Origin of the sequence: Streptomyces sp. NPDC050509, assembly GCF_044457965.1 — a bacterium.
Lineage (GTDB): Bacteria > Actinomycetota > Actinomycetes > Streptomycetales > Streptomycetaceae > Streptomyces.
Genome location: NZ_JBITHL010000009.1, coordinates 269,969 through 291,674, shown reverse-complemented (window position 1 = coordinate 291,674; position 21,706 = coordinate 269,969). Strand labels below are relative to the sequence as shown.

Below are 21,706 nucleotides of genomic sequence, written 5' to 3'. Positions count from 1 at the left end.
GCCAGGACGTGGGCCAGCGATCTCGGACGTCCGGGCATCCGTAATGACCTCATACGAGAGTCTGCTCGAAATTCGTGGGCGCGACGGCTGGGCCCGCCGCGCCGCTGTCGTGTGCCGACCAGCCGGACCAGCCGACGGACAGCAGTATGGGCGCCGGCGCCCCGCGCATATCGCCGTGAACACGCCAATCTTTGGCCCGGCCTTCGGCGGCCCTGACTCCCGGACGGGATGCCGTCACCCGCGGCCGTCAGGTCGGGGTGCGCATCGCCTCCAGAGGGTGGGCCCGCAGGACGCGGCCCGCCGGGATGCGGATGGCCAGGAGCGCCGTCAGGACCGTGGTCGTCACGATCGCCGCGAAGACCCAGGGCGGGCCCGCAGGGACGGGGTTCGTGGTGAGGCGGAGGGAGAGGGCGGTCAGGGGGACGGCCGCCGTCGCCGTGCCCAGGAGGACCGCCGTCGCCGCCAGGAGCGTGGTCTCCGCCGTCAGCATGCGGGCGATCTGGGCGCGGGTGCCGCCAGAGAGGCGGAGCAGGGCGAGTTCGCGGGTCCGGGCCGTCGTGGTCGTGACCAGCGTCGTCGCCGACGAGAGGGCCACGTACCCGAGGATCACCGCGAGCAGCAGGCGGTTCAGCCAGTCCTGGGAGCGGGTCTGCGCGTCCTGGGCCGCCTGGAGGGACGTGCGGTCGCTCACCGCCAGGCCCGGATGGTCCTTCGACAGGGGGAGCAGGGCGCCGGTCAGCGCGGGCCCGTCCGTGCCGGACGCCGTGGCGACGAGGACCGCGTCCGCGAGCCGGTCCGTGGTGTGCGGGAGGACGGTGGCCGCCGGCAGCAGGACGTCGCCGAAGCCCAGGTTGGCGCGGTACACGGCGACCACCCGGGGCTTCACGCGCGTGCCGTCGCCGAGGGCGAGCGTCACGCGGTCGCCGATGGCCTTGCCCAGCCAGCGCGCCTCCGTCTCGCTCAGCGCGACGGTGTCGCCGCGCAGGTCGTCCAGGGTCCCCGAGGCGACCGGCAGGTCCAGCGTGCCCCGGACGCCAGCGGCGTCGATGCCGTACGCCGTCGAGCGGGACAACGGCTCGTCGAACAGGGTCTGTTCGACCGCCACCACCTCGGTGGCGACCAGCGGGGTCACCGCCGTCACGCCCGGTACGCGGCGCACCGCCGCCGCGACGTCCGGGGCGACTCCGCCCGCGCCCGTCACCACGTACGGCGCGACCGTCGCCGCCCGCGCCTGGTAGCGCGTCGCCTCCGACAGCGTGGTCTGGCTGTAGAACTGGCTGCTCGCGAAGCCGATCGTCAGCGCCAGCGGCATCACCGCCGCCGCCAGCCGCCGCGAGCCCGCCGCGCTGTTGGCCGCCGCGAGGTAGCCCGCCACGCCGAAGCGCCGCAGGAGCCCCGCGCCGGCGATCCGGGCGAGCGCGGCCGTCAGGCGCGGGCCGAGCAGCGCGATGCCGATCAGGGCGAGCATCGAGCAGAGCACCGCGGGCACGGTGGCCAGGCTCTGCGGTACGGCCACCACCGCGCCCAGCGACACGACCGCCAGTCCCAGCACGACGTATCCGCCGGTGATCCGGCCGCGCCCGATGTCCGGGCGCTCCACCACGGACTCCCGCAGCGCCGCCACCGGACCGACCCGTACCTGTTTACGGGCCGCCGCCCACACCGCGAGCCGCGCCGTACCCAGGCACAGCAGTACGGCGGCCGCCGCGGGCACCGGGCCGACCGAGAGCGCGAAGCCCTCCTCGATCACGCCGATCCGGGCGAACCCGTCGCGCAGCGCCTGCGCCGCGAGATACCCCGGCGCGATACCGAGCAGCGCCGCAGCGCCCGCCACCAGCAGTACCTCGGTCGCGAGCATCCGGTGGATCTGCCGCGGGGTGGCCGCCACCGCGCGCAGCAGGGCGACCTCGCGCCGCCGCTGGTGCACCACCAGCGAGAGCGTGCCCGCCACGACGAGAAGGACGATCATCAGGACGAAGCCGCCGAACGATCCCGAGACCAGGGTCAGTACGGAGCGCGACTGCGCCGCGCCCAGGAACTCGACCTCGCCGCGCTCCACGCCCGACCGCACCACCGCCCGCTCGGCGCCGTATCCCTGGGCGGCCAGGGCCTGTTCGACGCGGTGCGTGAGCGTGTCGTCGGTGGCCCCCTCGAACAGTCCGGCCAGTCCGGCCAGTCCGGCCGGCGCGTCGGTCCGTACGCCCGGATCCGCGAGGACCCCGATCGCCACGACCTCCCGCGGGTGGCCCGACAGTTCACGCGCCCGGTCGTCGGTGAAGAACAGGGCCGACTGGCGCGGCAGCGCGTCGGCGCCCGGCGGCGCCGCCACCCCGGCGACCCGGTACGGTACGGCGCCGTCCGCCGTGGCGATCCGTACCGTCGACCCGACGCCGGCGCCCGCGCGCCCGGCGGTCCCGGCGTCCAGCACGACCTCGCCGGGGCCGCGCGGCGGTGCGCCGGCGCGCAGCGTGTACGGGGTGAGGGCGGCCGAGCCCCAGCCGTGGCCGAGCGTCGTACCGTGGCCGCCCTGTCCTGCGGTCATCAGCGTGACGGGGAAGCCGAGTTCCCCGATCGCCCGGCGGACGCCCGGGACCGCCGCGACCGTCTCCACCAGCTTCGCGGGCAGCATGGCCCGCTCGGGCAGCGTCTCCACGAGGTCCGGGCCTTCCGGCACCTCCGCCGTGACCGACTGGGCGGCACCGGCCACGACCGGGGCCGCCGCGTACCGCTGCGGGGCGATCCCGGCGAACAGGCCCGACTGGAGCAGCACCCCGCAGGCCGTGACGAGGATCGCGCCGCCGAGCACCGCGAGGAACGACGCGACGAACTCGGTGCGGCGGGCGCGGATCGACTGCCAGGCGAAGGAGAGCGTGGAACTCCTGACGTTCTTCACCGCTCCCCCAGGTGGGTCATCCGCGCCGCCACCGACTCCGGTGTGGGCGCGTCGAGTTCGCCGACGATCCGGCCGTCCGCGAGGAAGACGACATGGTGCGCGTACGAGGCGGCGACCGGGTCGTGGGTGACCATCACCACCGTCTGGCCGAGCATGTCGACCAGCCGGCGCAGCAGCCGCAGCACCTGCGCGCCGGTGTTGGTGTCGAGCGCGCCGGTCGGCTCGTCGGCGAAGACGACGTCGGGGCGGGTCACCAGCGCGCGGGCGATGGCCACGCGCTGCTGCTGTCCGCCGGAGAGTTCGTTCGGCCGCCGGTCCAGCAGGCCGTCGAGCCCGACCGCGGAGACGATCTCGGCGAGCCAGGCGGGGTCGGTCGCGCGGCCCGCGAAGCGCAGCGGCAGGGTGATGTTGTCGGTGACGCCGAGCGCGGGGATCAGGTTGTACGCCTGGAAGACGAAGCCGATCCGGTCGCGCCGCAGCTCGGTCAGGGCGGTCTCCTTCAGCGTGGACAGGTCGGTGTCGCCGAGCAGCACCCGTCCTGACGCGGGCCGTTCCAGACCGGCCGCCAGGTGCAGGAACGTGCTCTTGCCGGAGCCGGAGGGGCCCATGACGGCGGTGAACGCGCCGCGGTGGATCCCGGCCGTCACCTCGCGCAGCGCGGTGACCTCAGCAGAACCGCCGGAGCCGCCCGCGCGCCCCGAACTGCCCGCCCCGTACACCGCCGTCGCCGCCTCCAGCCGTACGGCGAAGTGCGACGGCGCCACCGGCGGACGCGCCCCTCCCGGCTCCTTGAGCCACCCCTTCAGCGCCATGACCCGACCCTTCGTCCGTGCGTTCGACAGTGGAGTCGACCGCCAGACCGCGTCGACGCCCTGACGGTAGGTCGGAGCCATTGACACGAACCATCCCGTGCGTGCCATGATCGAAGGTAGAGCCCACTCCACCATGCGCGTGCCAGGGAGCAGCCCCGACGTGACCGACCCCGCCCCGGGCCGACAGCGGCCCCGGCTTCAGACATGGGCGCGGGAGACACCCCGGCAGGTGAGGTTCCTCGCGATCGGCGTCGTCTCCGGCATCGCCTCCTGGTTCGCCCTCGTCGCGCTCGTCCTGAGCGTGGCGCCGGTCGTCACCCTGCCGCTGCTGCCCCGTACCGCCAGGGCCGTCCGCCGGCTCGCCGCGTTCGAACGGCGCCGCACCGGCGGCTTCCTCGGTACGCCGATCCCCTCGCCCGCGCGGGAGCCCGCCGACGACCACGCCGACTTCGCCGCCGTACTGACCAGCCCCGGCATCCGCCGCGACACCGGCTGGCTGACCCTTCAGGCCACGCTCGGCACGCTGACCGGGCTGGTGGGCGTCGGGGCGCCCGCGGGCGTGGTGCAGAACGTGGTGATCGCCGCGCTCTGGCCGGTCGTCCCCGGCTCCGTGACCACGCTGGACGCCCCCGTCGCGTCCTGGGACGACGCCGGACTCGCGCTGGCCACCGCCGCCGGGTACGGCGCGCTCGGCGCGCTCCTCGTCCCGCCGCTGGCCCGCTGGTACGCGCGGATCAGCGCCGCGCGGCTCGCGCCCCCGAAGACCTCGCTCGTGGAGCGCCTGGCCGAGGTCACCGCCACCCGGGCCGCCGCGCTCGAAGCGCACGGCACCGAGCTGCGGCGCATCGAACGCAACCTCCACGACGGGACGCAGAACCGTCTCGTCGCCGTCGTCATGCACCTCGGCATGGTCGAACGCGCCCTGCACCGCGACCCGGAGTCCGCCCTGCCCATGGTGCTCACCGCCCAGAACGCGGCCACCGAGGCGCTCGGCGAGCTGCGTGAGGTGGTCCGCTCCATCTATCCGCCCGTACTGACCGACCGCGGGCTCTCCGGCGCGGTGGCGGCGCTGGTCGCGCACTGCGCCATCGACTGCACCCTCGACGCGGGGGAGCTGCCGCGCGCGCCCGCCGCCGTCGAGGCCGCCGCCTACTTCGTGGTGGCCGAGGCGCTCACCAACGCCGTCAAGCACAGCGGGGCGCGGCGGATCTCCGTGGCGCTCCACGCCGAGGGCGACCTGCTCACGGTCGAGGTCACGGACGACGGCCGCGGCGGCGCCGACGACGCCCTCGGCACCGGGCTCGTCGGGATCGAGCGCCGCGTCGCCGCGTTCGACGGTACGACCCGGCTCACCAGCCCGCGCGGCGGTCCCACCGTGCTGCGCGCTGTCATCCCCCTAGGAGTGTGAGCCCGTGCGCATCGTGATCGCCGAGGACGACGCCCTGCTGCGGGCGGGCCTCACCCACCTGCTGCGCGCCGAGGGCATCGAGGTCAGCTCCGCCGTCGACAACGGCACCGACCTGCTGGCCGCCGTCGCCGCCGACCGGCCCGACGTCGCGCTCGTGGACGTACGGATGCCGCCGACCTACCGCGACGAGGGGCTGCGCGCCGCCGTGGAGGCGCGGCGCCGGCAGCCGGGGCTCGCGGTGCTCGTCCTGTCGGCGCACGTGGAGGACAGTTACGCCACCGAGCTGCTGGCCGACGGCAGCGGCGGGGTGGGCTATCTGCTCAAGGAGCGGGTGGGGAAGGTCGGCGACTTCCTCGAAGCGCTCCAGCGGGTGGCCGACGGGGGTACGGCGATGGACCCGGAGGTCGTCGCCCAGTTGCTGGTACGCCGCCGGGCCGACGACCCGCTGCACAGCCTGACCCCGCGTGAGCGGGAGGTGCTGGGGCTGATGGCGGAGGGCCACTCGAACGCGACGATCGCCGGTCTGCTGACCGTCTCGGCGGGCGCGGTGCACAAACACATCGGCAATATCTTCACCAAGCTGGGGCTGCCCACGACGGACGCCGGTCACCGGCGGGTGCTGGCCGTGCTCACCTATCTGAGGGCGTAGCGGCCTGAGGGCGGTGGGCGGCCTGAGAGCGTCGTGGGCGGTCCGAGGCGCGGGCCGGAGGTGTAGTCAGCACCACCCTCCATACCCCAGCGAGCGGGATTACGGCCGCACCGGCTTCGCGGACATGCTGAGGGCCGACCCGGTCACCACCGACCCGGCCGCCCGTCCCGGAGGAGTTTCCGCATGTCCGAGCACGTTCCCGCCGCCGTTCCCGTCCGCCGCCGCGGTTCCCGTAAGGTCACCGCGCTGGTCGCCCTCACGCTGCTGGCCGGCCTGGGGCTGCCGACCGCGTACGCGGCGGCCGACACGGGCCGCGGCGCCCACCAGGAGAAGCGGGACCGGCAGGGCGAGGACGTGATGCGGGGGCTGGTGGACGACCTGGTACGCGACGGCGCACGCCCCGGTGCCCTGGCCGCCACACAGGAGCGGGACGGCCGTACGCGGACGTACGCCGCCGGGGTCGGCGACCTCGCGACCCGTACCCCGGTCCCGGCCGACGGGCAGATACGGATCGCGAGCAACACGAAGACGTTCACCTCGGTGGTGGTGCTGCAACTGGTCGGCGAGGGGAAGATCGGCCTCGACGAGCCGGTCGAGACGTATCTGCCGGGCCTGCTCCGGGGTGACGGGGTCGACGGGCGCCGGATCACCGTGCGCCAGCTCCTCCAGCACACCAGCGGACTGCCGGAGTACACCGAGGCCATCGCGGGCGACTACGCCGACTTCCAGCACCGCTACATGGAGCCGCGCGACCTGATCGACATGGCGCTGAAGGGGAAGGCCGCCTTCCAGCCCGGTGAGCAGTGGGGGTACAGCAACACCAACTACGTCGTCGCGGGGCTGATCGTGCAGAAGGTCACCGGCCGGCCGCTCGGCGAGGAGATCACCCAGCGGGTCGTCCGGCGGATCGGGCTCCAGCACACGTACTTCCCGCAGGCCGGGGAGATGAGGATCCGCGAGAAGCACCCCAAGGGCTACCACGCGGACCAGCCCGGCGGGCCGCTGCGCGACGTCTCGGTGTCCGACCCCAGCTCGGCGTGGGCGGCGGGGGCGATGGTCTCCACCAACCGCGACCTGAACCGGTTCTTCACCGCGCTGCTCGACGGCAAGCTGCTGAAGCCGGCGCAGCTCGACGCGATGCGCACCACGGTCCCGGCCACCGGGGACCCGTCGCCCGGCGCCCGCTACGGACTCGGCCTGATGAGCAAGCCGCTGTCCTGCGGCGGCGTCTACTGGGGGCACGGCGGGGACATCCCGGGGTACGAGACCCGCGGCGGCGTCACGGAGAAGGGCCGGGCCGTCAACTTCGCGGTGACCGTTCTGCCGTCCGAGCTGTCCGACCTGGAGCAGATGGAGGACGCCGTCGACGGCGCGCTCTGCCGCTGAGACCGCTGAGGCCGCTGGGACGGGGAGCGAGGCGGGGCGGGGGCGCGCGGGCCCGTGCTCGGGCCCGGAGGCGACCTGGCAGGGGGAGCGGCATCGGGGGGGATGATGCCGCTCCCCCTGGGGAACCGGCCTCGTGGGTCCGCACCGCGTCAGGGGGGAGTGCGCGGCACGGACCCCGCAGAGGGAGGCCGGTTCGTCGCCCGCGGACTCTTGCCGGATCCGCGGGGCGCCCCTCCATCGTGCGGCCCTCCCTGACGCGCGCTACCAGGCGAAGGGCCCGGACTTCCGGGTCCTTGGTCCATAAATGCCGCGTCAAGGGAAAAGCGGCCTCAGGGCATTGCCGTTCATACGGTTAGACTCTCGCGACCGCACGTGGGGAGACCGGGAAGGAAGCGGCCGATGGGGCAAGCGAAGAAGATCGTGCTGTACGGACTCACCGTGTTCGTGCTGTACACGATCATCACCTCCCCCGACCGGGCCGCGGACCTCGTCCAGGTAGGGTTCGAGGGCATTTCGAGCGCCGCGCAGGGCGTCGGGGACTTCATGTCGGCGCTCATCAACTAGACGAGTCCCGGACGTGGCGCCCTTTCCGGACGCCGCCCGGAGGCAGCGCCTTCCCGGACGCCCACCCCGGACCTGGCGCCGCCCCGGACGTAGCGCCTTTTTTCGCCCCCAAGGAGTGCCCCTTGATCCGCCACCTGGTCCTCTTCAAGCTCGACGAGGGCGTCTCACGCGACGAGCCGCGGGTGACCGCCGCCGCCCAGGCCCTCACGGAGCTGGGCGGGCAGGTCCCGGAGGTGGAGTTCTGGGAGTGTGCCTGGAACATCACCGACCGTCCGATCGCCTACGACTTCGCCGTCAACTCGGCGGTCCCCGACCGTGATGCGCTCCAGCGCTACCTCGACCACCCGGCCCACCAGGCGGTCGTCGCACAGTGGCGCGAATTCGCCACCTGGGTGATCGCCGACTACGAGTTCTGAGCCGTTCGCTCCCCTCACCCCACACCTCCCCGGTGTGGGGTTTTTGGGTTTATTACCCCATCTCACCGTCAACACGGTTTTTTCGGGTGCTTGCACACAGTGGACATGTCTTGTGATGCTATGACCGCTTTTGACGGATGAGTTGACGTAGTCGACCGCAAAGGGGTGGCGTCACCGTGCCGGCCAGTACTACGCCTCAAGTGCCGCCCCAGATCGAAACCGAACGCCGGACCGAGCCCGAGCAGCGGACCACGGCGCAGAGCCGCGGCGCGGACACCCGGGCGCTCACCCAGGTCCTCTTCGGCGAGCTGAAAGGACTGGAGCCGGGCACCAGGGAGCACGCCCGGGTGCGCGGGGCCCTCATCGAGGCGAACCTGCCGCTCGTGCGCTACGCCGCCGCCCGCTTCCGCAGCCGTAACGAGCCGATGGAGGACGTCGTCCAGGTCGGCACGATCGGGCTGATCAACGCCATCGACCGGTTCGATCCGGAACGTGGCGTCCAGTTCCCCACGTTCGCGATGCCGACCGTCGTCGGCGAGATCAAACGCTACTTTCGGGACAATGTTCGGACGGTCCATGTCCCGCGCCGGCTCCACGAGCTGTGGGTCCAGGTCACCGGCGCCACCGAGGACCTGACGACCGCCCACGGCCGCTCCCCCACGACCGCCGAGATCGCCGAGCGGCTGAAGATCTCCGAGGAGGAGGTGCTCGCCTGCATCGAGGCCGGCCGGTCGTACCACGCGACCTCCCTGGAGGCCGCGCAGGAGGGCGACGGGCTCCCCGGGCTGCTGGACCGGCTCGGCTACGAGGACCCCGCGCTGGCCGGTGTGGAGCACCGCGACCTGGTCCGGCATCTGCTGGTGCAACTGCCCGAACGCGAGCAGCGGATCCTGATGCTCCGGTACTACAACAACCTGACGCAGTCACAGATCAGCCAGGAGCTGGGCGTATCCCAGATGCATGTGTCACGGCTTCTCGCGCGCAGCTTCGCCAGGTTGCGATCCGCAAATCGGATCGAGGCGTAACCCCCAGGGGTAGAACCTCGGACGTTCCTCGCCTGGGGCGAAATGCCCCATACCGCCTTCTTTTTGGACGTATCCAGCACCTTCATGTCGACATGTCACTACAGCGTGTTGCCGACATGTGACATTCTGCTGGAACCGCGTTTGCCGCGGCCTCCTCACCGGTATTCAGGTGGAGGCTGCGTTCCTCCGACGGGAGCGGCCGACGCGACCGTCCGCGACCTCAAGGGGGTGGCATGTCCGTAGAACAGGGCAGCTCGAAGGTGCTCACGCTCACGAAGAGCGCTCCCGCGCCCGATGCTCTCGACCAGGTGGACCAGAACCATGCGGTCCAGAACCACGTGGTCCAGCCACGGGTGTCCCAGCCGGAAGCCATCGACACCCGTACTCTGTCCCGCTCCCTGTTCCTGCGGCTCGCCGTGCTCGACCAGGACAGCCCGGAGCGCACCTACGTACGCGACACCCTCATCGAACTGAACCTGCCGCTGGTGCGGTACGCGGCGGCCCGCTTCCGCAGCCGCAACGAGCCGATGGAGGACATCGTCCAGGTCGGCACGATCGGCCTGATCAAGGCGATCGACCGGTTCGACTGCGAACGGGGCGTGGAATTCCCGACGTTCGCGATGCCGACCGTCGTCGGCGAGATCAAGCGGTTCTTCCGGGACACGTCCTGGTCGGTACGGGTGCCGCGGCGGCTCCAGGAGCTGCGTCTCGCCCTGACCAAGGCCAGCGACGAGCTGGCGCAGAAGCTGGACCGCTCCCCGACCGTGCCCGAACTCGCCGCCGTACTGGGCGTGTCCGAGGAGGACGTGGTCGACGGCCTGGCGGTCGGCAACGCGTACACGGCGTCCTCGCTGGACTCGCCCTCTCCGGAGGACGACGGCGGGGAGGGCTCGCTCGCCGACCGGCTCGGTTACGAGGACATGGCGCTGGAAGGCGTCGAGTACCGCGAGTCGCTGAAGCCGCTGCTCGCCAAACTCCCGCCCCGTGAGCGGCAGATCATCATGCTGCGGTTCTTCGCGAACATGACCCAGTCGCAGATCGGCGAGGAGGTCGGCATCTCGCAGATGCATGTCTCGCGGCTGCTGACCCGTACGCTCGCGCAGTTGCGGGAAGGTCTGATCTCGGACTGAGGCACGCGGACCCCGCCCACCGTCCGGTCTTCGGGAAATTCGGGAGAGCCGAGCTTTCCGGAGAAGACGCCGGACGACGACGCGGGCGGGGTTCCGACATGACGAGCCCGCCGGGTCCGCGGAATCCCGCACGACCCCCGGCGTCAGAGGCCTCGGTATCGGGAGAGGCCTCGGTGTCAGGAAGGGCCTCGGTATCAAGGAGAGGCCCCGGTATCAGGCGAAGGCCAGCCAGGCCACCACGGCCAGGACCACGACGGCCGCGACCACACCGATGATCACTCCGGCCTTCGGCCCGCTCTGCTGCGGAGGAGCCTGCCGGCGCTGCGGCTCCCCGTCGTCGACAAACGCGCGGAACATCTGGGTGCTGCCCGCCGGGTCAGGAGTTCCCTCGGGTCCCTGCGGGGCTTGGGGGTTGTGTGCCATACGGCAGGACCCTAGCGAACCCGTGGGCCCCGCCCAACCCCGGGCCCGGGACGGATGACCGACCGAGGCCGTTCCGTATCCCCGGATCCCTCCGGATCCCCCACGATCTCCCCGGATCATCTCCGCGCCGCCCCCGCGACCGCGCCCATGACCTTCCCCATGCGAAGCCTTTTGGGTTCCTTTACCGCCATGAGCCCGATTTAGTTTGCCTTCAGCAACCAACTGATCCTATGGTCTTATGGTTGCCCTAAGCAACAAGATGTCGGGAGGGGCCATGGCGGCCGCACACAGTCAGTACGCGGAACTTTCCCGGCAGATCAGTGCCGTCGGAGCCGTCAAACGCAGCCTCGCGCGGATCCTGCCCGCCGAGTGCCCGGGTGGCTCCGCCGCCGTACTGACCCTGCTGGAACGGCACGGCGAGATGCGCATGAGCAGGCTCGCCGAGCTGCTGGCCGTCGACATGTCGGTGACCAGCAGACATGTCGCGCACGCCGCGGAACGTGGCTGGATCGAGCGGTTGCCCGACCCCGCCGACAAGCGCTCGCGGATCCTGCGGCTCACGCCCCTGGGGCGGGAACTGCTCGGCGAGCTGGACCGGCGGGTGACCGAGATGTTCGCCCGGACGCTCGACGACTGGACGGACGACGAGGTCGGACAGCTCAACGCGCTGCTCGGCAGGTTGCGCAGCAGCTTCGGCGACTGCCGCGACCGCCACGAAGGCCGGTACGACAGCCGGTACGACACAGAAGACACACACGCCCGTACACCCATGCGGCAAGAGACGTAAGACAAGGAATCACATGGCTACGACCACACCAACGGGTGTGCGGGGCGGCCACGCCAAGCGCGGCGGCGACCCCGCTCCCGCGAGCGGTACGCCGATGACACACCGTCAGATCATGGAGGCGCTCTCCGGGCTGCTGCTGGGGATGTTCGTCGCGATCCTCTCGTCGACGATCGTCTCCAACGCCCTCCCGGAGATCATCTCCGACCTCGGCGGCGGCCAGAGCGCCTACACGTGGGTGGTGACCGCGTCGCTGCTGGCGATGACGGCGTCCACCCCCATCTGGGGCAAGCTCTCCGACATCTTCAGCAAGAAGCTGCTGGTCCAGATAGCCCTGGTCATCTTCGTCCTGGCCTCGGCCGTGGCGGGCCTCTCGCAGAACGCCGCGATGCTGATCACCTGCCGGGTCTTCCAGGGCATCGGGGTCGGCGGGCTCTCCGCCCTCGCCCAGATCGTCATGGCCGCGATGATCGCCCCGCGCGAGCGCGGCCGGTACAGCGGCTACCTCGGCGCGACCTTCGCCGTCGCGACCGTCGGCGGCCCGCTCCTCGGCGGTGTCATCACCGACACCTCGTGGCTGGGCTGGCGCTGGTGCTTCTACGTCGGCGTGCCGTTCGCGGTCATCGCGCTGATCGTCCTGCAGAAGACCCTGAAGCTCCCCGTCGTCAAGCGCGAGGTCAAGGTCGACTGGGGCGGCGCCTTCTTCATCAGCGCGGCCGTCTCCCTGCTGCTCCTCTGGGTGACCTTCGCGGGCGACAAGTACGACTGGATCTCGTGGCAGACGTACGCGATGGTCGGCGGCTCGGTGGTACTCGGCCTGCTCTTCGTGCTCGTCGAGTCGAAGGCCAAGGAACCGATCATCCCGCTGCGGCTGTTCCGTAACCGCACCATCACGCTCGCCTCGCTGGCCTCGCTCTTCGTCGGGGTCGCGATGTTCGCGGGCACCATCTTCTTCAGCCAGTACTTCCAGCTCGCCCGGGGCAAGTCGCCGACGATGTCCGGCGTCATGACCATCCCGATGATCGCCGGGCTCTTCCTCTCGTCCACGATCTCCGGCCAGGTCATCACCAAGACGGGCCGCTGGAAGATCTGGCTGGTCAGCGGTGGTGCGCTCACCACGGCGGGGCTGGCGCTGCTCGGCACGATCCGGTACGACACCGCGTACTGGCACGTGGCCGTCTACATGGCGGTCATGGGGCTCGGCGTCGGCATGATGATGCAGAACCTGGTCCTCGCCACCCAGAACCAGGTCGCCCCGCAGGACCTCGGCTCCGCCAGCTCCACCGTCACCTTCTTCCGCTCGCTGGGCGGCGCGGTCGGCGTCTCGGTGCTGGGCGCGGTGCTCGGCAACCGGATCACGCACTACGTGAAGGAAGGCCTGGCCGACCTCGGCCCGCAGGGCGCGGCCCTGGGCCACGCCGGTACGGGCGGCGGTGGCATCCCGGACCTCGCCGCGCTGCCCGCGCCGATGCGTCCGGTCATCGAGGCGGCGTACGGCCACGGTGTCGCGAACGTCTTCCTGTACGCGGCTCCGGCGGCGCTGGTCGCGTTCATCCTGACGCTGTTCATCAAGGAGGTCGCTTTGAAGACCCGAGCTGGTGACGATGGCGCCGAGAGCGCCGAGAGCGTGACGGCCACCGCCGGGATCGCGCCCGAGCCGGTCGCGGCGAGCGCCGGAGCGACCGCGGCGGCGGCGATACCCGTGCCGCCGGCCACGACAGCGGCCACAGCGGCGGCCACGACGGCGCTGATCACCGCGTCGGCCGGAATCCCCGGTTCCGCCGTCCGCGGTGCGGTACTCGGCTCCGAGGGCGACCCGGTGCCCCGCGCCGCCGTCACCCTGATCTCCCTGGCCGGGCGCCAGTTGGCCCGCGCGGTCGCGCAGGCCGACGGCGGCTACTCCCTGGACGCGCCGGGCGCCGGCTCGTACGTCCTGATCGCCTCCGCCGACGGCTTCCAGCCGCAGGCGTCCACGGTGGTCGTCGGGGACGAGCCGCTCGCGTACGACATCCTGCTCTCCGGTACGAGCGGCCTCACCGGGTCCGTGCGCGCCGCGGACGGCGGCGCGGCCGTCGAGGGCGCGATGGTCATCGTCACCGATGTGCGCGGCGATGTGCTGGCCACGGGGAAGTCCACCGAGCGGGGCGAGTTCGCGTTCGGCGAGCTGATCCCCGGCGCGGTGACGGTCGCGGTGAACGCGGCGGGCTTCCGTCCGCAGGCGCTGCCCGTGGAGATCGGCGGCCAGGGCGTCACCCGTATCGACGTCGCGCTCCGGGCCGGCGCCCTGGTCCAGGGCACGGTCCGGGCGGGCGCCGACCGGCGGCCCGCGCAGGACGCGCGGGTGACGCTGGTCGACGCGGCCGGGAACGTGGTCGCCACGGCGACGACCGGGGACGACGGGGCGTACGCCTTCGCCGACCTGGACTCGGGCGAGTACACGGTGATCGCGACCGGATACCCTCCGGTGGCCGGTGCGCTGACGGTCGCGGGGCGTGGGATCGACGGCCACGACATCGAACTCGCGCACCCCGGAGCGTAGTTACTCCCCCCGGCGTACGGGTGTCGGGCCGTACCCTGCCCGACACCCGTACGCCGGGGCCCCGTTGAGGGTGGCATCGGGATCCGCATGATCGAGGAGAGAACAGGGATGGGACTTCGGGGACAGGTACGGACGCGCGACGGCTGGGCGGTCCAGCACGCGATCGTGACCATGACCGACATGACGGGCACGCAGGTGCTGCGGGCCGGGGCGGACGAGGAAGGGGCCGTACGGGACGACTCGCCGCTCGTGCCGGGCCCGTACACCGTGGTCGTCACGGCCGTCGGCTACGCGCCGGTCGCCTCCACCGCGCTGGTCACCAGGACCGGGCGGGCGGACCTCGGCACGGTGACACTGGCCAGGCAGGGCGGCGTCGAGCTGCCGCCGCCCGGGACATGGAGCATCGACCCGGCGCACTCGTCGGTGGGCGCGGTGGCCCAGCACCTCGGGATCTCCAGCGTGCGCGGGCGGTTCACCGACTTCGGCGGCCGGATCGAGATCCTCGACACCGGCGGCGGGCCCGAGCAGGCGCGCGTCGAGGCGGTCATCAACGCGGCGACCATCGACACGGGCAACGGGCTGCGCGACAAGCACCTCAAGTCGCCGGACTTCCTCGACGTGGAGCGCTTCCCGCAGATCACGTACAGCGGTACGGGACTGACCCCGGCGGGCCCGGACCGCTGGAAGGTGCACGGCCGGCTGGCGCTGCACGGCGTCGTACGCGACCTGGACCTGGACCTGAGCTACCTGGGTACCGGCCCCGACCCGTGGGGCGGCGTACGGGCGGCGTTCCACGCGACGACGGAGCTGCACCGCGCGGACTTCGCCATGAACTACAACCAGGTCGTCCAGGCGGGGATCGCCGCGATCGGGACCACGCTCCGCATCGAGCTGGAGATCCAGGCGGTGCGGGGGGAGAACCTCCCCGAGGGATAGGGACGCGGGAACGCCGACGGCCCCGGAGGTCCGCCTCCGGGGCCGTCGGCGTCATAGGGTGCGGACCATGGCACCGAACATCGCAACGAACACGACCGTGGACCTCGCCGGACTGCTGGAGTTCGTACGGCCCCGGCACCGCGCGATCCTGCTGACCACCCGCGCCGACGGCCGCCCCCAGGGCTCCCCGCTCTCCTGCGGGGTGGACGACTCGGGGCGGATCGTCGTCTCCACGTACCCCGAGCGCGCGAAGACGCGCAACGCCAAGCGTGACGAGCGCGTGAGCGTGATCGTCCTGTCGGACGACTGGAACGGCCCGTGGGTGCAGGTCGACGGTACGGCCGAGGTCATCGACTCCCCCGAGTCGGTCGAGCCGCTGGTGGAGTACTACCGGAACATCGCGGGGGAGCACCCGGACTGGGACGAGTACCGCGCGGCGATGGTGAAGCAGGGCAAGTCGATCATCCGCGTCACCCCGGAGCGCTGGAGCCCGCTCGCGACGGGCGGCTTTCCGGCGCACCTGGCGCCGTAGGGCCGCCGGGTCGGCACGTTTCCGGGGTCGGGTCCGTACGTTTCCGGGTCCGGGTCGGTACGTTTCCGGGGTCCGGGGCCGTACGTCAGTCGTACGTCAGTCCCCGCGCCCGTCCCGGTCCCGGGCGGCGGCGCGGTCCCGCATCGCCTCGATGCCCGCCACCAGGAGATCCAGCGCGAAGGTGAAGTCCCGCTGGCGCATCTCCTCGACCGTGTCGCCGCCGCGCGCCGCCATCATCTCGCCCGCGTTGTCGAACGTCCCCTCGTACCCCGGCTGTTCCTCGACGGCCCCCATCGCCTGCCGGAAGTACGCGTCCTGCGACAGCCCGGCGTCCGCGCAGCGCTGGACGAAGTGGCCCTCGATGGTGCCGAATCCGTACACGAACTGGAAGACCGCGGCCAGCCCGCCCATCTGGTCCTGGCGCGCCAGTCCCGTACGGCCCAGGACCGCCTGGACCGCCGCGGAGAACTCCATCGAACGCGGGCCGATGTTCAGGAACTTGCCGACGAGCGGCGAGACCCAGTGGTGGCGGACGAGCACCGCCCGGTAGCTGGCGGCGAGTTCGCGGAGCTGGTCGCGCCAGTCGGCGTCCTCGTCCGTCAGGTCGGGGACGCGGACGTCGCCGAAGACCGCGTCCAGGGCGAGTTCGAGGAGGTCGTCCTTGGTGTCCACGTACCAGTAGAGGGACATCGCGGTCACCCCCAGCTCGGCGGCGAGCCGGCGCATGGAGAACTTCGCCGGGCCCTCCGCGTCGAGCAGCCGCACGGAGACGACGGTGATGTGGTCGCGGTCGAGCCCGTGGGGGTGGTCCGTGCCCGTACTCGCGCCGGTGCTCGTGCCCGTACTCGCGTTCCTGCGGCCACGGCCCGCCGGCTTGCCCTCCAGCCACACGCTGGTACGGACGGGGCGCTGGGCGCTGTCGGCTTCCGACACCATGGGTGAGCCTCCTCGTTTCCTCATGCTAGTGCGGTGACCAGGCCTAGGCCGCCTCGGGCGGGGCGCCCGACGGAGCCCCTGACGGAGCACCCGACGGAGCCTCCGTACGCCCGTCCCCGCCCCGGTCCATGCGCTCCGCCCTGCGCAGCAGCAGCGCCGCCAGCAGCCCGCCCGCCAGGACGGCCACGGCGCCGACGAGCTGGCTGGTCTCCAGGCCCCTGGCGAACGCGTCCGAGATCCGCAGCCGCTCCGCCGCGCCGTCCGCCGCCGCGAGCGCCGCCGGCAGCGACGCCGCGCCCACGGCCGCCGGTACGAGGGCGGCGAAGCGGGCGTTGAGGACCGCGCCCAGGACGGCGACGCCGAGGCCGTTGCCGAACTCGGCCAGCGTGCCGTTGATGCCCGCGCCGACCCCGGCCTTCTCCGGCGGGATCGCGCTCATGATGGCGTTGGCCATGGCCGGCATGGAGAGCGCCACGCCCGCGCCCATCACGACCAGGCCGAGCAGCATCCCGCCGTACCCGTGGGCGCCGAGCAGCGCGATCGAGGCGAGTCCGGCGGCCACCAGCGACATTCCGGTGGCGATGAGCCCCGGGGTGCCGATCCTCGGCAGCAGGCGCGCCGCGACGCCGAGGAGGTTGAGGACGATGACGGTGAGCGCGAGCGGCGCCGTGCGCAGACCGGCGTCGAGCGGCCCGTATCCCAGGACGAACTGGAGGTGCTGGGTCAGCAGGAAGAGCGAGCCGGTCATCCCGAAGGCGACCAGGACGGCGCCGCCGACCGCGCCGATGAAACGCTGGTTGCGGAAGAAGCGCATGTCCAGCATCGGATACGGGACGCGCAGCTCCCAGAGGACGAACGCGCCGAGGACGACCACCCCGACGGCGGCGGCGAGCAGCACCTGTCCGGACGCCCAGCCGTGGTCGGGGCCCGAGATGATCGCGTACACGACGGCGGTCATCCCGATGGTGGAGAGCAGCGCGCCGAGGAGGTCGGGGCGGTCGCCCTCCTTCGTCCTCGACTCGGGTACGAGCGCGACGACCGCGACCAGGCCGAGTACGGCGACGGGGATGTTGATCAGGAAGATCGCGCCCCACCAGAAGTGTTCGAGCATGACCCCGCCGAGCAGCGGACCGGCCGCGAACCCGAGGGAGTTGACGGTCGACCAGAGGCCGATCGCCTTGACGCGCTCGGTGTCGTCGAAGATCTGGACGACGACGGCGAGCGTGGTGGTGATCAGCAGCGCGCCGCCGACGCCCATTCCGGCGCGGGCGGCGATCAACTGCGCGCTGGTCTGCGAGAGTCCGGCCGCCAGGGAGCCGATCCCGAACAGCGCGAGGCCCGCGATCAGGAGCTTCTTGCGGCCGTAGCGGTCGGCGGCGTTGCCCGCGGTGAGCAGCAGGCCCGACTGGACGAGGGAGTAGGCGTTGACCATCCACTGGATGTCGGAGGTGGAGGCGCCCAGCTCGCGGGTGAGGGAGGGGATCGCGACGCTGAGGATGGTGTTGTCCAGCAGCACGGTGATCTGGGCGAGGCAGATGACACCGAGGATCAGCCAGCGCTGGGGATGACGGGCGGGGGTGGTCCGGTTCTCGGCGGCCGTCGTCGGCATGGGGACTCCTAGAACGCCTTGTACGGTGCATGGGACTCGGGTCGCCATACACCGTACAAGAGACTCCCTTACGCTGTACAGAGAGTTCTTCGGCCGTCCCTCCGACAGGTGATCCCGGGGGCCCCGGGGGCCCCGGGGGTCACGCCTTCTGTGTCAGGTCGTAGAGCGTCGTGCCGTCCACGGTGACCTTCTTGAAGGTGTCCTCCACCCACGTGGTGATGGAGGAGCTGCCGTTGCCGCCGGGGCCGCCACCGCTGCCCGAGAGGAAGTAGTGGATCTTCCCGTCGGCCACGTACTTCTTGAACTGGGCGGGGGTCGGGGACGGGTCGCTGCCGTTGAAGCCGCCGATCGCCATGACGGGCTTCTCCGTGGCGAGCTGGTAGCTGGCGGCGTTCTGGGAGCCGATGGCCGCGGCGACCCAGGTGTAGTCGGAGGCGTCCTTCTTGAGGGCCGCCTCGACCTTGGTGGAGACGTTCTGGCCGTTGAGGAGACCGCCCATGGCGCCGCCTCCCATGCCGCCGCGCTCGCCGCCCATGGCGCCGCCGCCGGGCATGCCGCCGCCGGGCATGCCACCGGCCTGCTGCCCGCCGTTCTGGCCCATCTGGTTGTTCTGGTTGTTCTGGCCCGTCCGGCCGTTCTGGGTGGGGGGCTGGCCCATCCCCTGGCCGCCGCCACCGGTCGGGGGCATCCCCATGCCACCGCCGTCGCCACCGCCGGGACCGCCCCCGGGGCCGCCACGACCGCCGCCCCCGCCGAAGCCGCCCATCGAGGCCGGGCCCGCCGTGACGATCGAGCCGGTGTGCGCGCTGTTGACCGTGTTCAGGGTGTACGCGAACGGTCCCGCCAGCGAGGCCGCGACGGCGAGACCGGCCGCGGCGAGCGCGAACCGCCGTCCCGGCTTCGCCGCGCACAGCAGCCCCACCGCGGCCACCAGACCGCCGACCAGCACCGCCCAGCGCAGCCACGGCAGGTACTCCGAGGCCCGGCCGAGCAGGACGAACGCCCAGACCGCGGTCCCCGCGGCCGTCACCGCCGGCGTCACCGACGCCAGGATGTGAGTCCGCTCCTCCCACAGCACCGAGACGCCCATGCCGATGACGGCGGCGATGTACGGGGCCAGGGCGACCGTGTAGTACTGGTGGAAGATGCCGGCCATGAAGCTGAAGACGCCCATGGTCATCAGCAGCGCGCTGCCCCACACGAGGAACGCCGAGCGCGCCGTGTCCGTACGCGGGCTCCTGCGGGTGATGACGAGTCCGGCGACGAGCAGGACCAGCGCGGCGGGCAGCAGCCAGGAGATCTGGCCGCCGACCTCGGAGTTGAACATCCGGCCGAGGCCGGTCTCGCCCCACATGCCGCCACCGGCGCCACCACCGCCGCCTCCTCCACCGCCGCCGCCTCCGACGCTGCCGGTCTCGTTGCCGCTGATGCGGCCGAGGCCGTTGTAGCCGAAGGTCAGCTCAAGGAAAGAGTTGTTCTGCGAGCCGCCGATGTACGGGCGGGAGGACGCGGGCCACAGCTCCACGATCGCGACCCACCAACCGCCGGCCACCACCATCGCGCCCGCCGCCAGGACGAGTTGGCCGAGCCTGCGCCGTACGGACGTGGGCGCGCAGACCGCGTACACCAGCGCCAGCGGCGGCAGGATCAGGAACGCCTGGAGCGTCTTCGTCAGGAAGGCGAAGCCGACCGCGACCCCCGCCCACACCAGCCACTTCGTCCGGCCGGCCTCCAGCGCGCGCAGCACGCAGTAGACGGTGACGGTCATCAGCAGCGCGAGCAGCGCGTCCGGGTTGTTGAAGCGGAACATCAGCGCGCCGACCGGTGTCAGCGCCAGCACGACACCCGCGGTGAGCCCGGCGACCGGGCTGAAGCGGCGGCGTACGGCGGCGTACAGCACCGCGATCGTCCCGACGCCCATCAGCACCTCGGGCACCAGGATCTGCCACGACCCGAGACCGAAGAGCCGTACGGACAGGGCCATCGGCCAGAGCGCGGCCGGCGGCTTGTCGACGGTGATCGAGTTCGCGGCGTCGGAGGAGCCGAAGAAGAACGCCTTCCAGCTCTCGCTGCCCGCCTGGACCGCCGCGGAGTAGAAGGAGTTGGCGTACCCGGAGGCGCTCAGGTTCCAGAGCTGGAGGAGCGCGGTGGCCAGCAGGAGGGCGAACAGGGCCGGGCGCACCCAGGCCGGGTCCTCCTGCCTGCCCCGCCAGAAGCGGGCGGCGCGGCCGGCGCCGGCGCCGTGGACAGGGCCGTCCGCCGCCGGCGCGAGCCCGTCGGGCTGAAGGGTCGTGGTCATCGGGCGTTCCTTGAGTAGAGGGCGGCGGAGTCGGCGTGACTGTCGATGTCGGTGGGGCCGTCGGTGAATCCGTCAGTAGGGCCGTCGGCACGAAGGTGATCGTCGGTACGGAGCTGGTCGTCGGCGCGCCGGTCCGGGAAGACCCAGGCGCGCAGGAGCAGGAAGCGCAGCACCGTCGCGGCGAGGTTGGCGGCGATCAGCACGGCCAGTTCGGTGGAGTGCGCGGGGTTGCCGGAGGCCGCGTCCAGGGCCGCCAGCGAACCGCTGGTCAGCGCGAGACCGATGGCGAAGACGACCAGGCCCTGCGCCTGGTGACGGACGGCGCCGTCCCGGCCGCGTACCCCGAAGGTGAGCCTCCGGTTGGCGGCGGTGTTGGCGATCGCCGAGACCAGCAGCGCGGCGGCGTTGGCGAGTTGCGGACCCGCCATGGCGCGGAAGAGGGAGTAGAGGAGGAGGTAGAAGAGCGTGGACAGGGCGCCCACGACACAGAAGCCGACCAGTTGCCTGGCGAGACCGCCGGGCACCCCGGGGAGCCGGCGGTCCCTCGGGTCGTCCCCGAAGGGCCGTACAAGCCGGTCCAGGGGCAGCGCGCCCACCGCGAGCGCCCTCCCCACGCGCCAGACGCCCTTCAGGTCCTCGGTCGCGGTGCCGATGATGTTCACCGTGCTGTCGGGGTCGTCGATCCAGTCGACCGGCACCTCATGGATCCGCAGCCCGGCGCGCTCGGCGAGTACGAGCATCTCCGTGTCGAAGAACCAGCCGGTGTCCTCGACCATCGGCAGCAGCCGCTGGGCGACATCGCGCCGTATCGCCTTGAACCCGCACTGGGCGTCACTGAACCGGGCCGACAGCGAGGACTTGAGGATGAGGTTGTAGGCCCGCGAGATGAACTCGCGCTTGGGCCCGCGCACGACCCGCGAGGACCGGGAGAGCCGGGACCCGATCGCCAGATCGGAGTGCCCGGAGATCAGGGGGGCGACCAGCGGCAGCAGCGCGTTGAGGTCGGTGGAGAGGTCCACGTCCATGTAGGCGAGGACGGGCGAGTCGGAGTGCGACCAGACGGTACGGAGCGCCCTCCCGCGCCCCTTCTGCTCCAGGCGGTACGCCCGTACCTCCGGCAGTTCCGCGTCCAGCCGGGCCGAGACCTCGGGGGTCCGGTCGGTGCTCGCGTTGTCCGCGATCGTGATGCGGAAGCTGTACGGGAAGGTACGGGCGAGATGGTCGTGCAGGCGCCGCACACATGGTTCGAGGTCCTGCTCCTCGTTGTAGACGGGAATGGTCACGTCGAGTACGGGGGCCTCGGTCACCTCGACCGGGAGATGCTCCCGGGCCGGGAGGGTGCCCCATGAAGTGTCGGTTCGCATA

18 protein-coding genes are annotated in these 21,706 nt (G+C 72.0%); 11 read left to right on the top strand and 7 right to left on the bottom strand.

What is annotated here, in order from left to right:
- Positions 1–247: 247 nt before the first annotated feature.
- Together ACIBJC_RS26310 and ACIBJC_RS26305 are read right to left on the bottom strand one after the other, a co-directional pair.
- Positions 248–2,893, bottom strand: coding sequence for an FtsX-like permease family protein (locus ACIBJC_RS26310; RefSeq protein ID WP_399296463.1), 2,646 nt, complete (start codon positions 2,891–2,893; stop codon positions 248–250).
- Entirely contained in the window at positions 2,890–3,705 is an 816-nt protein-coding gene (locus ACIBJC_RS26305; RefSeq protein WP_399296461.1) for an ABC transporter ATP-binding protein, read from the bottom strand. Before ACIBJC_RS26305 ends, ACIBJC_RS26310 begins: the two co-directional genes overlap by 4 nt.
- 106 nt (positions 3,706–3,811) lie before the next feature.
- Between ACIBJC_RS26305 and ACIBJC_RS26300 the strand changes: the two genes are divergently transcribed.
- The 7 genes from ACIBJC_RS26300 (at position 3,812) to ACIBJC_RS26270 (ending at position 10,283) form a co-directional block, all read left to right on the top strand.
- On the top strand, positions 3,812–5,113 hold the full coding sequence (locus ACIBJC_RS26300) for a sensor histidine kinase (RefSeq protein WP_399296459.1): 1,302 nt from the start codon (positions 3,812–3,814) through the stop codon (positions 5,111–5,113).
- Between the two features lie 4 nt (positions 5,114–5,117).
- Positions 5,118–5,762: a response regulator gene (locus ACIBJC_RS26295; RefSeq protein ID WP_399296457.1), complete on the top strand. Its 645-nt coding sequence runs from the start codon at positions 5,118–5,120 to the stop codon at positions 5,760–5,762.
- Between the two features lie 183 nt (positions 5,763–5,945).
- A complete protein-coding gene (locus ACIBJC_RS26290) occupies positions 5,946–7,148 on the top strand; it encodes a serine hydrolase domain-containing protein (protein ID WP_399296455.1) in 1,203 nt (400 codons plus the stop codon).
- A gap of 399 nt (positions 7,149–7,547) precedes the next feature.
- Positions 7,548–7,712: a hypothetical protein gene (locus ACIBJC_RS26285; protein WP_329828324.1), complete on the top strand. Its 165-nt coding sequence runs from the start codon at positions 7,548–7,550 to the stop codon at positions 7,710–7,712.
- 122 nt (positions 7,713–7,834) lie between these two features.
- Entirely contained in the window at positions 7,835–8,128 is a 294-nt protein-coding gene (locus ACIBJC_RS26280) for a Dabb family protein (protein ID WP_329828322.1), read from the top strand.
- A 176-nt stretch (positions 8,129–8,304) separates the two neighbouring features.
- Positions 8,305–9,153 carry an RNA polymerase sigma factor SigF gene (locus ACIBJC_RS26275; protein ID WP_384925957.1) on the top strand — a complete coding sequence of 283 codons (849 nt, stop codon included), beginning with the start codon at positions 8,305–8,307 and terminating at the stop codon, positions 9,151–9,153.
- A gap of 233 nt (positions 9,154–9,386) precedes the next feature.
- Positions 9,387–10,283 (top strand): RNA polymerase sigma factor SigF, encoded by an 897-nt coding sequence (locus ACIBJC_RS26270; protein ID WP_399296452.1) that lies wholly within the window; start codon positions 9,387–9,389, stop codon positions 10,281–10,283.
- A 213-nt stretch (positions 10,284–10,496) separates the two neighbouring features.
- Here ACIBJC_RS26270 and ACIBJC_RS26265 read toward each other — a convergent pair whose 3' ends face one another.
- Entirely contained in the window at positions 10,497–10,706 is a 210-nt protein-coding gene (locus tag ACIBJC_RS26265; protein WP_329828319.1) for a hypothetical protein, read from the bottom strand.
- A 274-nt stretch (positions 10,707–10,980) separates the two neighbouring features.
- Between ACIBJC_RS26265 and ACIBJC_RS26260 the strand changes: the two genes are divergently transcribed.
- The 4 genes from ACIBJC_RS26260 (at position 10,981) to ACIBJC_RS26245 (ending at position 15,497) form a co-directional block, all read left to right on the top strand.
- A complete protein-coding gene (locus tag ACIBJC_RS26260; protein WP_399296449.1) occupies positions 10,981–11,493 on the top strand; it encodes a MarR family winged helix-turn-helix transcriptional regulator in 513 nt (170 codons plus the stop codon).
- A 13-nt stretch (positions 11,494–11,506) separates the two neighbouring features.
- Entirely contained in the window at positions 11,507–14,029 is a 2,523-nt protein-coding gene (locus tag ACIBJC_RS26255; RefSeq protein ID WP_399296447.1) for an MFS transporter, read from the top strand.
- A gap of 108 nt (positions 14,030–14,137) precedes the next feature.
- On the top strand, positions 14,138–14,965 hold the full coding sequence (locus tag ACIBJC_RS26250; protein ID WP_399296445.1) for a YceI family protein: 828 nt from the start codon (positions 14,138–14,140) through the stop codon (positions 14,963–14,965).
- Between the two features lie 67 nt (positions 14,966–15,032).
- On the top strand, positions 15,033–15,497 hold the full coding sequence (locus ACIBJC_RS26245; RefSeq protein WP_114626809.1) for a PPOX class F420-dependent oxidoreductase: 465 nt from the start codon (positions 15,033–15,035) through the stop codon (positions 15,495–15,497).
- Positions 15,498–15,593: 96 nt separating this feature from the next.
- Here the strand turns inward: ACIBJC_RS26245 and ACIBJC_RS26240 are convergent, their stop codons facing one another.
- From ACIBJC_RS26240 to ACIBJC_RS26225, 4 genes are all read right to left on the bottom strand, one after another.
- Positions 15,594–16,433 (bottom strand): TetR/AcrR family transcriptional regulator, encoded by an 840-nt coding sequence (locus ACIBJC_RS26240; RefSeq protein WP_399296443.1) that lies wholly within the window; start codon positions 16,431–16,433, stop codon positions 15,594–15,596.
- 43 nt (positions 16,434–16,476) lie between these two features.
- The gene (locus ACIBJC_RS26235; RefSeq protein ID WP_399296441.1) at positions 16,477–18,042 is read right to left on the bottom strand and encodes an MFS transporter; all 1,566 of its coding nucleotides are present in this window, start codon (positions 18,040–18,042) and stop codon (positions 16,477–16,479) included.
- Positions 18,043–18,181: 139 nt separating this feature from the next.
- Positions 18,182–20,341 (bottom strand): ArnT family glycosyltransferase, encoded by a 2,160-nt coding sequence (locus ACIBJC_RS26230; protein WP_399296440.1) that lies wholly within the window; start codon positions 20,339–20,341, stop codon positions 18,182–18,184.
- A complete protein-coding gene (locus tag ACIBJC_RS26225; protein ID WP_399296438.1) occupies positions 20,338–21,705 on the bottom strand; it encodes a glycosyltransferase in 1,368 nt (455 codons plus the stop codon). Before ACIBJC_RS26225 ends, ACIBJC_RS26230 begins: the two co-directional genes overlap by 4 nt.
- Position 21,706 lies beyond the last annotated feature (1 nt).

Coding starts and splice junctions, on each gene's coding strand:
- ACIBJC_RS26305 (WP_399296461.1), bottom strand. CDS start 3,705: ATGGCGCTGAAGGGGTGGCTCAAGGAGCCGGGAGGGGCGCGTCCGCCG.
- ACIBJC_RS26300 (WP_399296459.1), top strand. CDS start 3,812: ATGATCGAAGGTAGAGCCCACTCCACCATGCGCGTGCCAGGGAGCAGC.
- ACIBJC_RS26290 (WP_399296455.1), top strand. CDS start 5,946: ATGTCCGAGCACGTTCCCGCCGCCGTTCCCGTCCGCCGCCGCGGTTCC.
- ACIBJC_RS26285 (WP_329828324.1), top strand. CDS start 7,548: ATGGGGCAAGCGAAGAAGATCGTGCTGTACGGACTCACCGTGTTCGTG.
- ACIBJC_RS26270 (WP_399296452.1), top strand. CDS start 9,387: ATGTCCGTAGAACAGGGCAGCTCGAAGGTGCTCACGCTCACGAAGAGC.
- ACIBJC_RS26265 (WP_329828319.1), bottom strand. CDS start 10,706: ATGGCACACAACCCCCAAGCCCCGCAGGGACCCGAGGGAACTCCTGAC.
- ACIBJC_RS26260 (WP_399296449.1), top strand. CDS start 10,981: ATGGCGGCCGCACACAGTCAGTACGCGGAACTTTCCCGGCAGATCAGT.
- ACIBJC_RS26255 (WP_399296447.1), top strand. CDS start 11,507: ATGGCTACGACCACACCAACGGGTGTGCGGGGCGGCCACGCCAAGCGC.
- ACIBJC_RS26250 (WP_399296445.1), top strand. CDS start 14,138: ATGGGACTTCGGGGACAGGTACGGACGCGCGACGGCTGGGCGGTCCAG.
- ACIBJC_RS26245 (WP_114626809.1), top strand. CDS start 15,033: ATGGCACCGAACATCGCAACGAACACGACCGTGGACCTCGCCGGACTG.
- ACIBJC_RS26240 (WP_399296443.1), bottom strand. CDS start 16,433: ATGGTGTCGGAAGCCGACAGCGCCCAGCGCCCCGTCCGTACCAGCGTG.
- ACIBJC_RS26235 (WP_399296441.1), bottom strand. CDS start 18,042: ATGCCGACGACGGCCGCCGAGAACCGGACCACCCCCGCCCGTCATCCC.
- ACIBJC_RS26230 (WP_399296440.1), bottom strand. CDS start 20,341: ATGACCACGACCCTTCAGCCCGACGGGCTCGCGCCGGCGGCGGACGGC.
- ACIBJC_RS26225 (WP_399296438.1), bottom strand. CDS start 21,705: ATGCGAACCGACACTTCATGGGGCACCCTCCCGGCCCGGGAGCATCTC.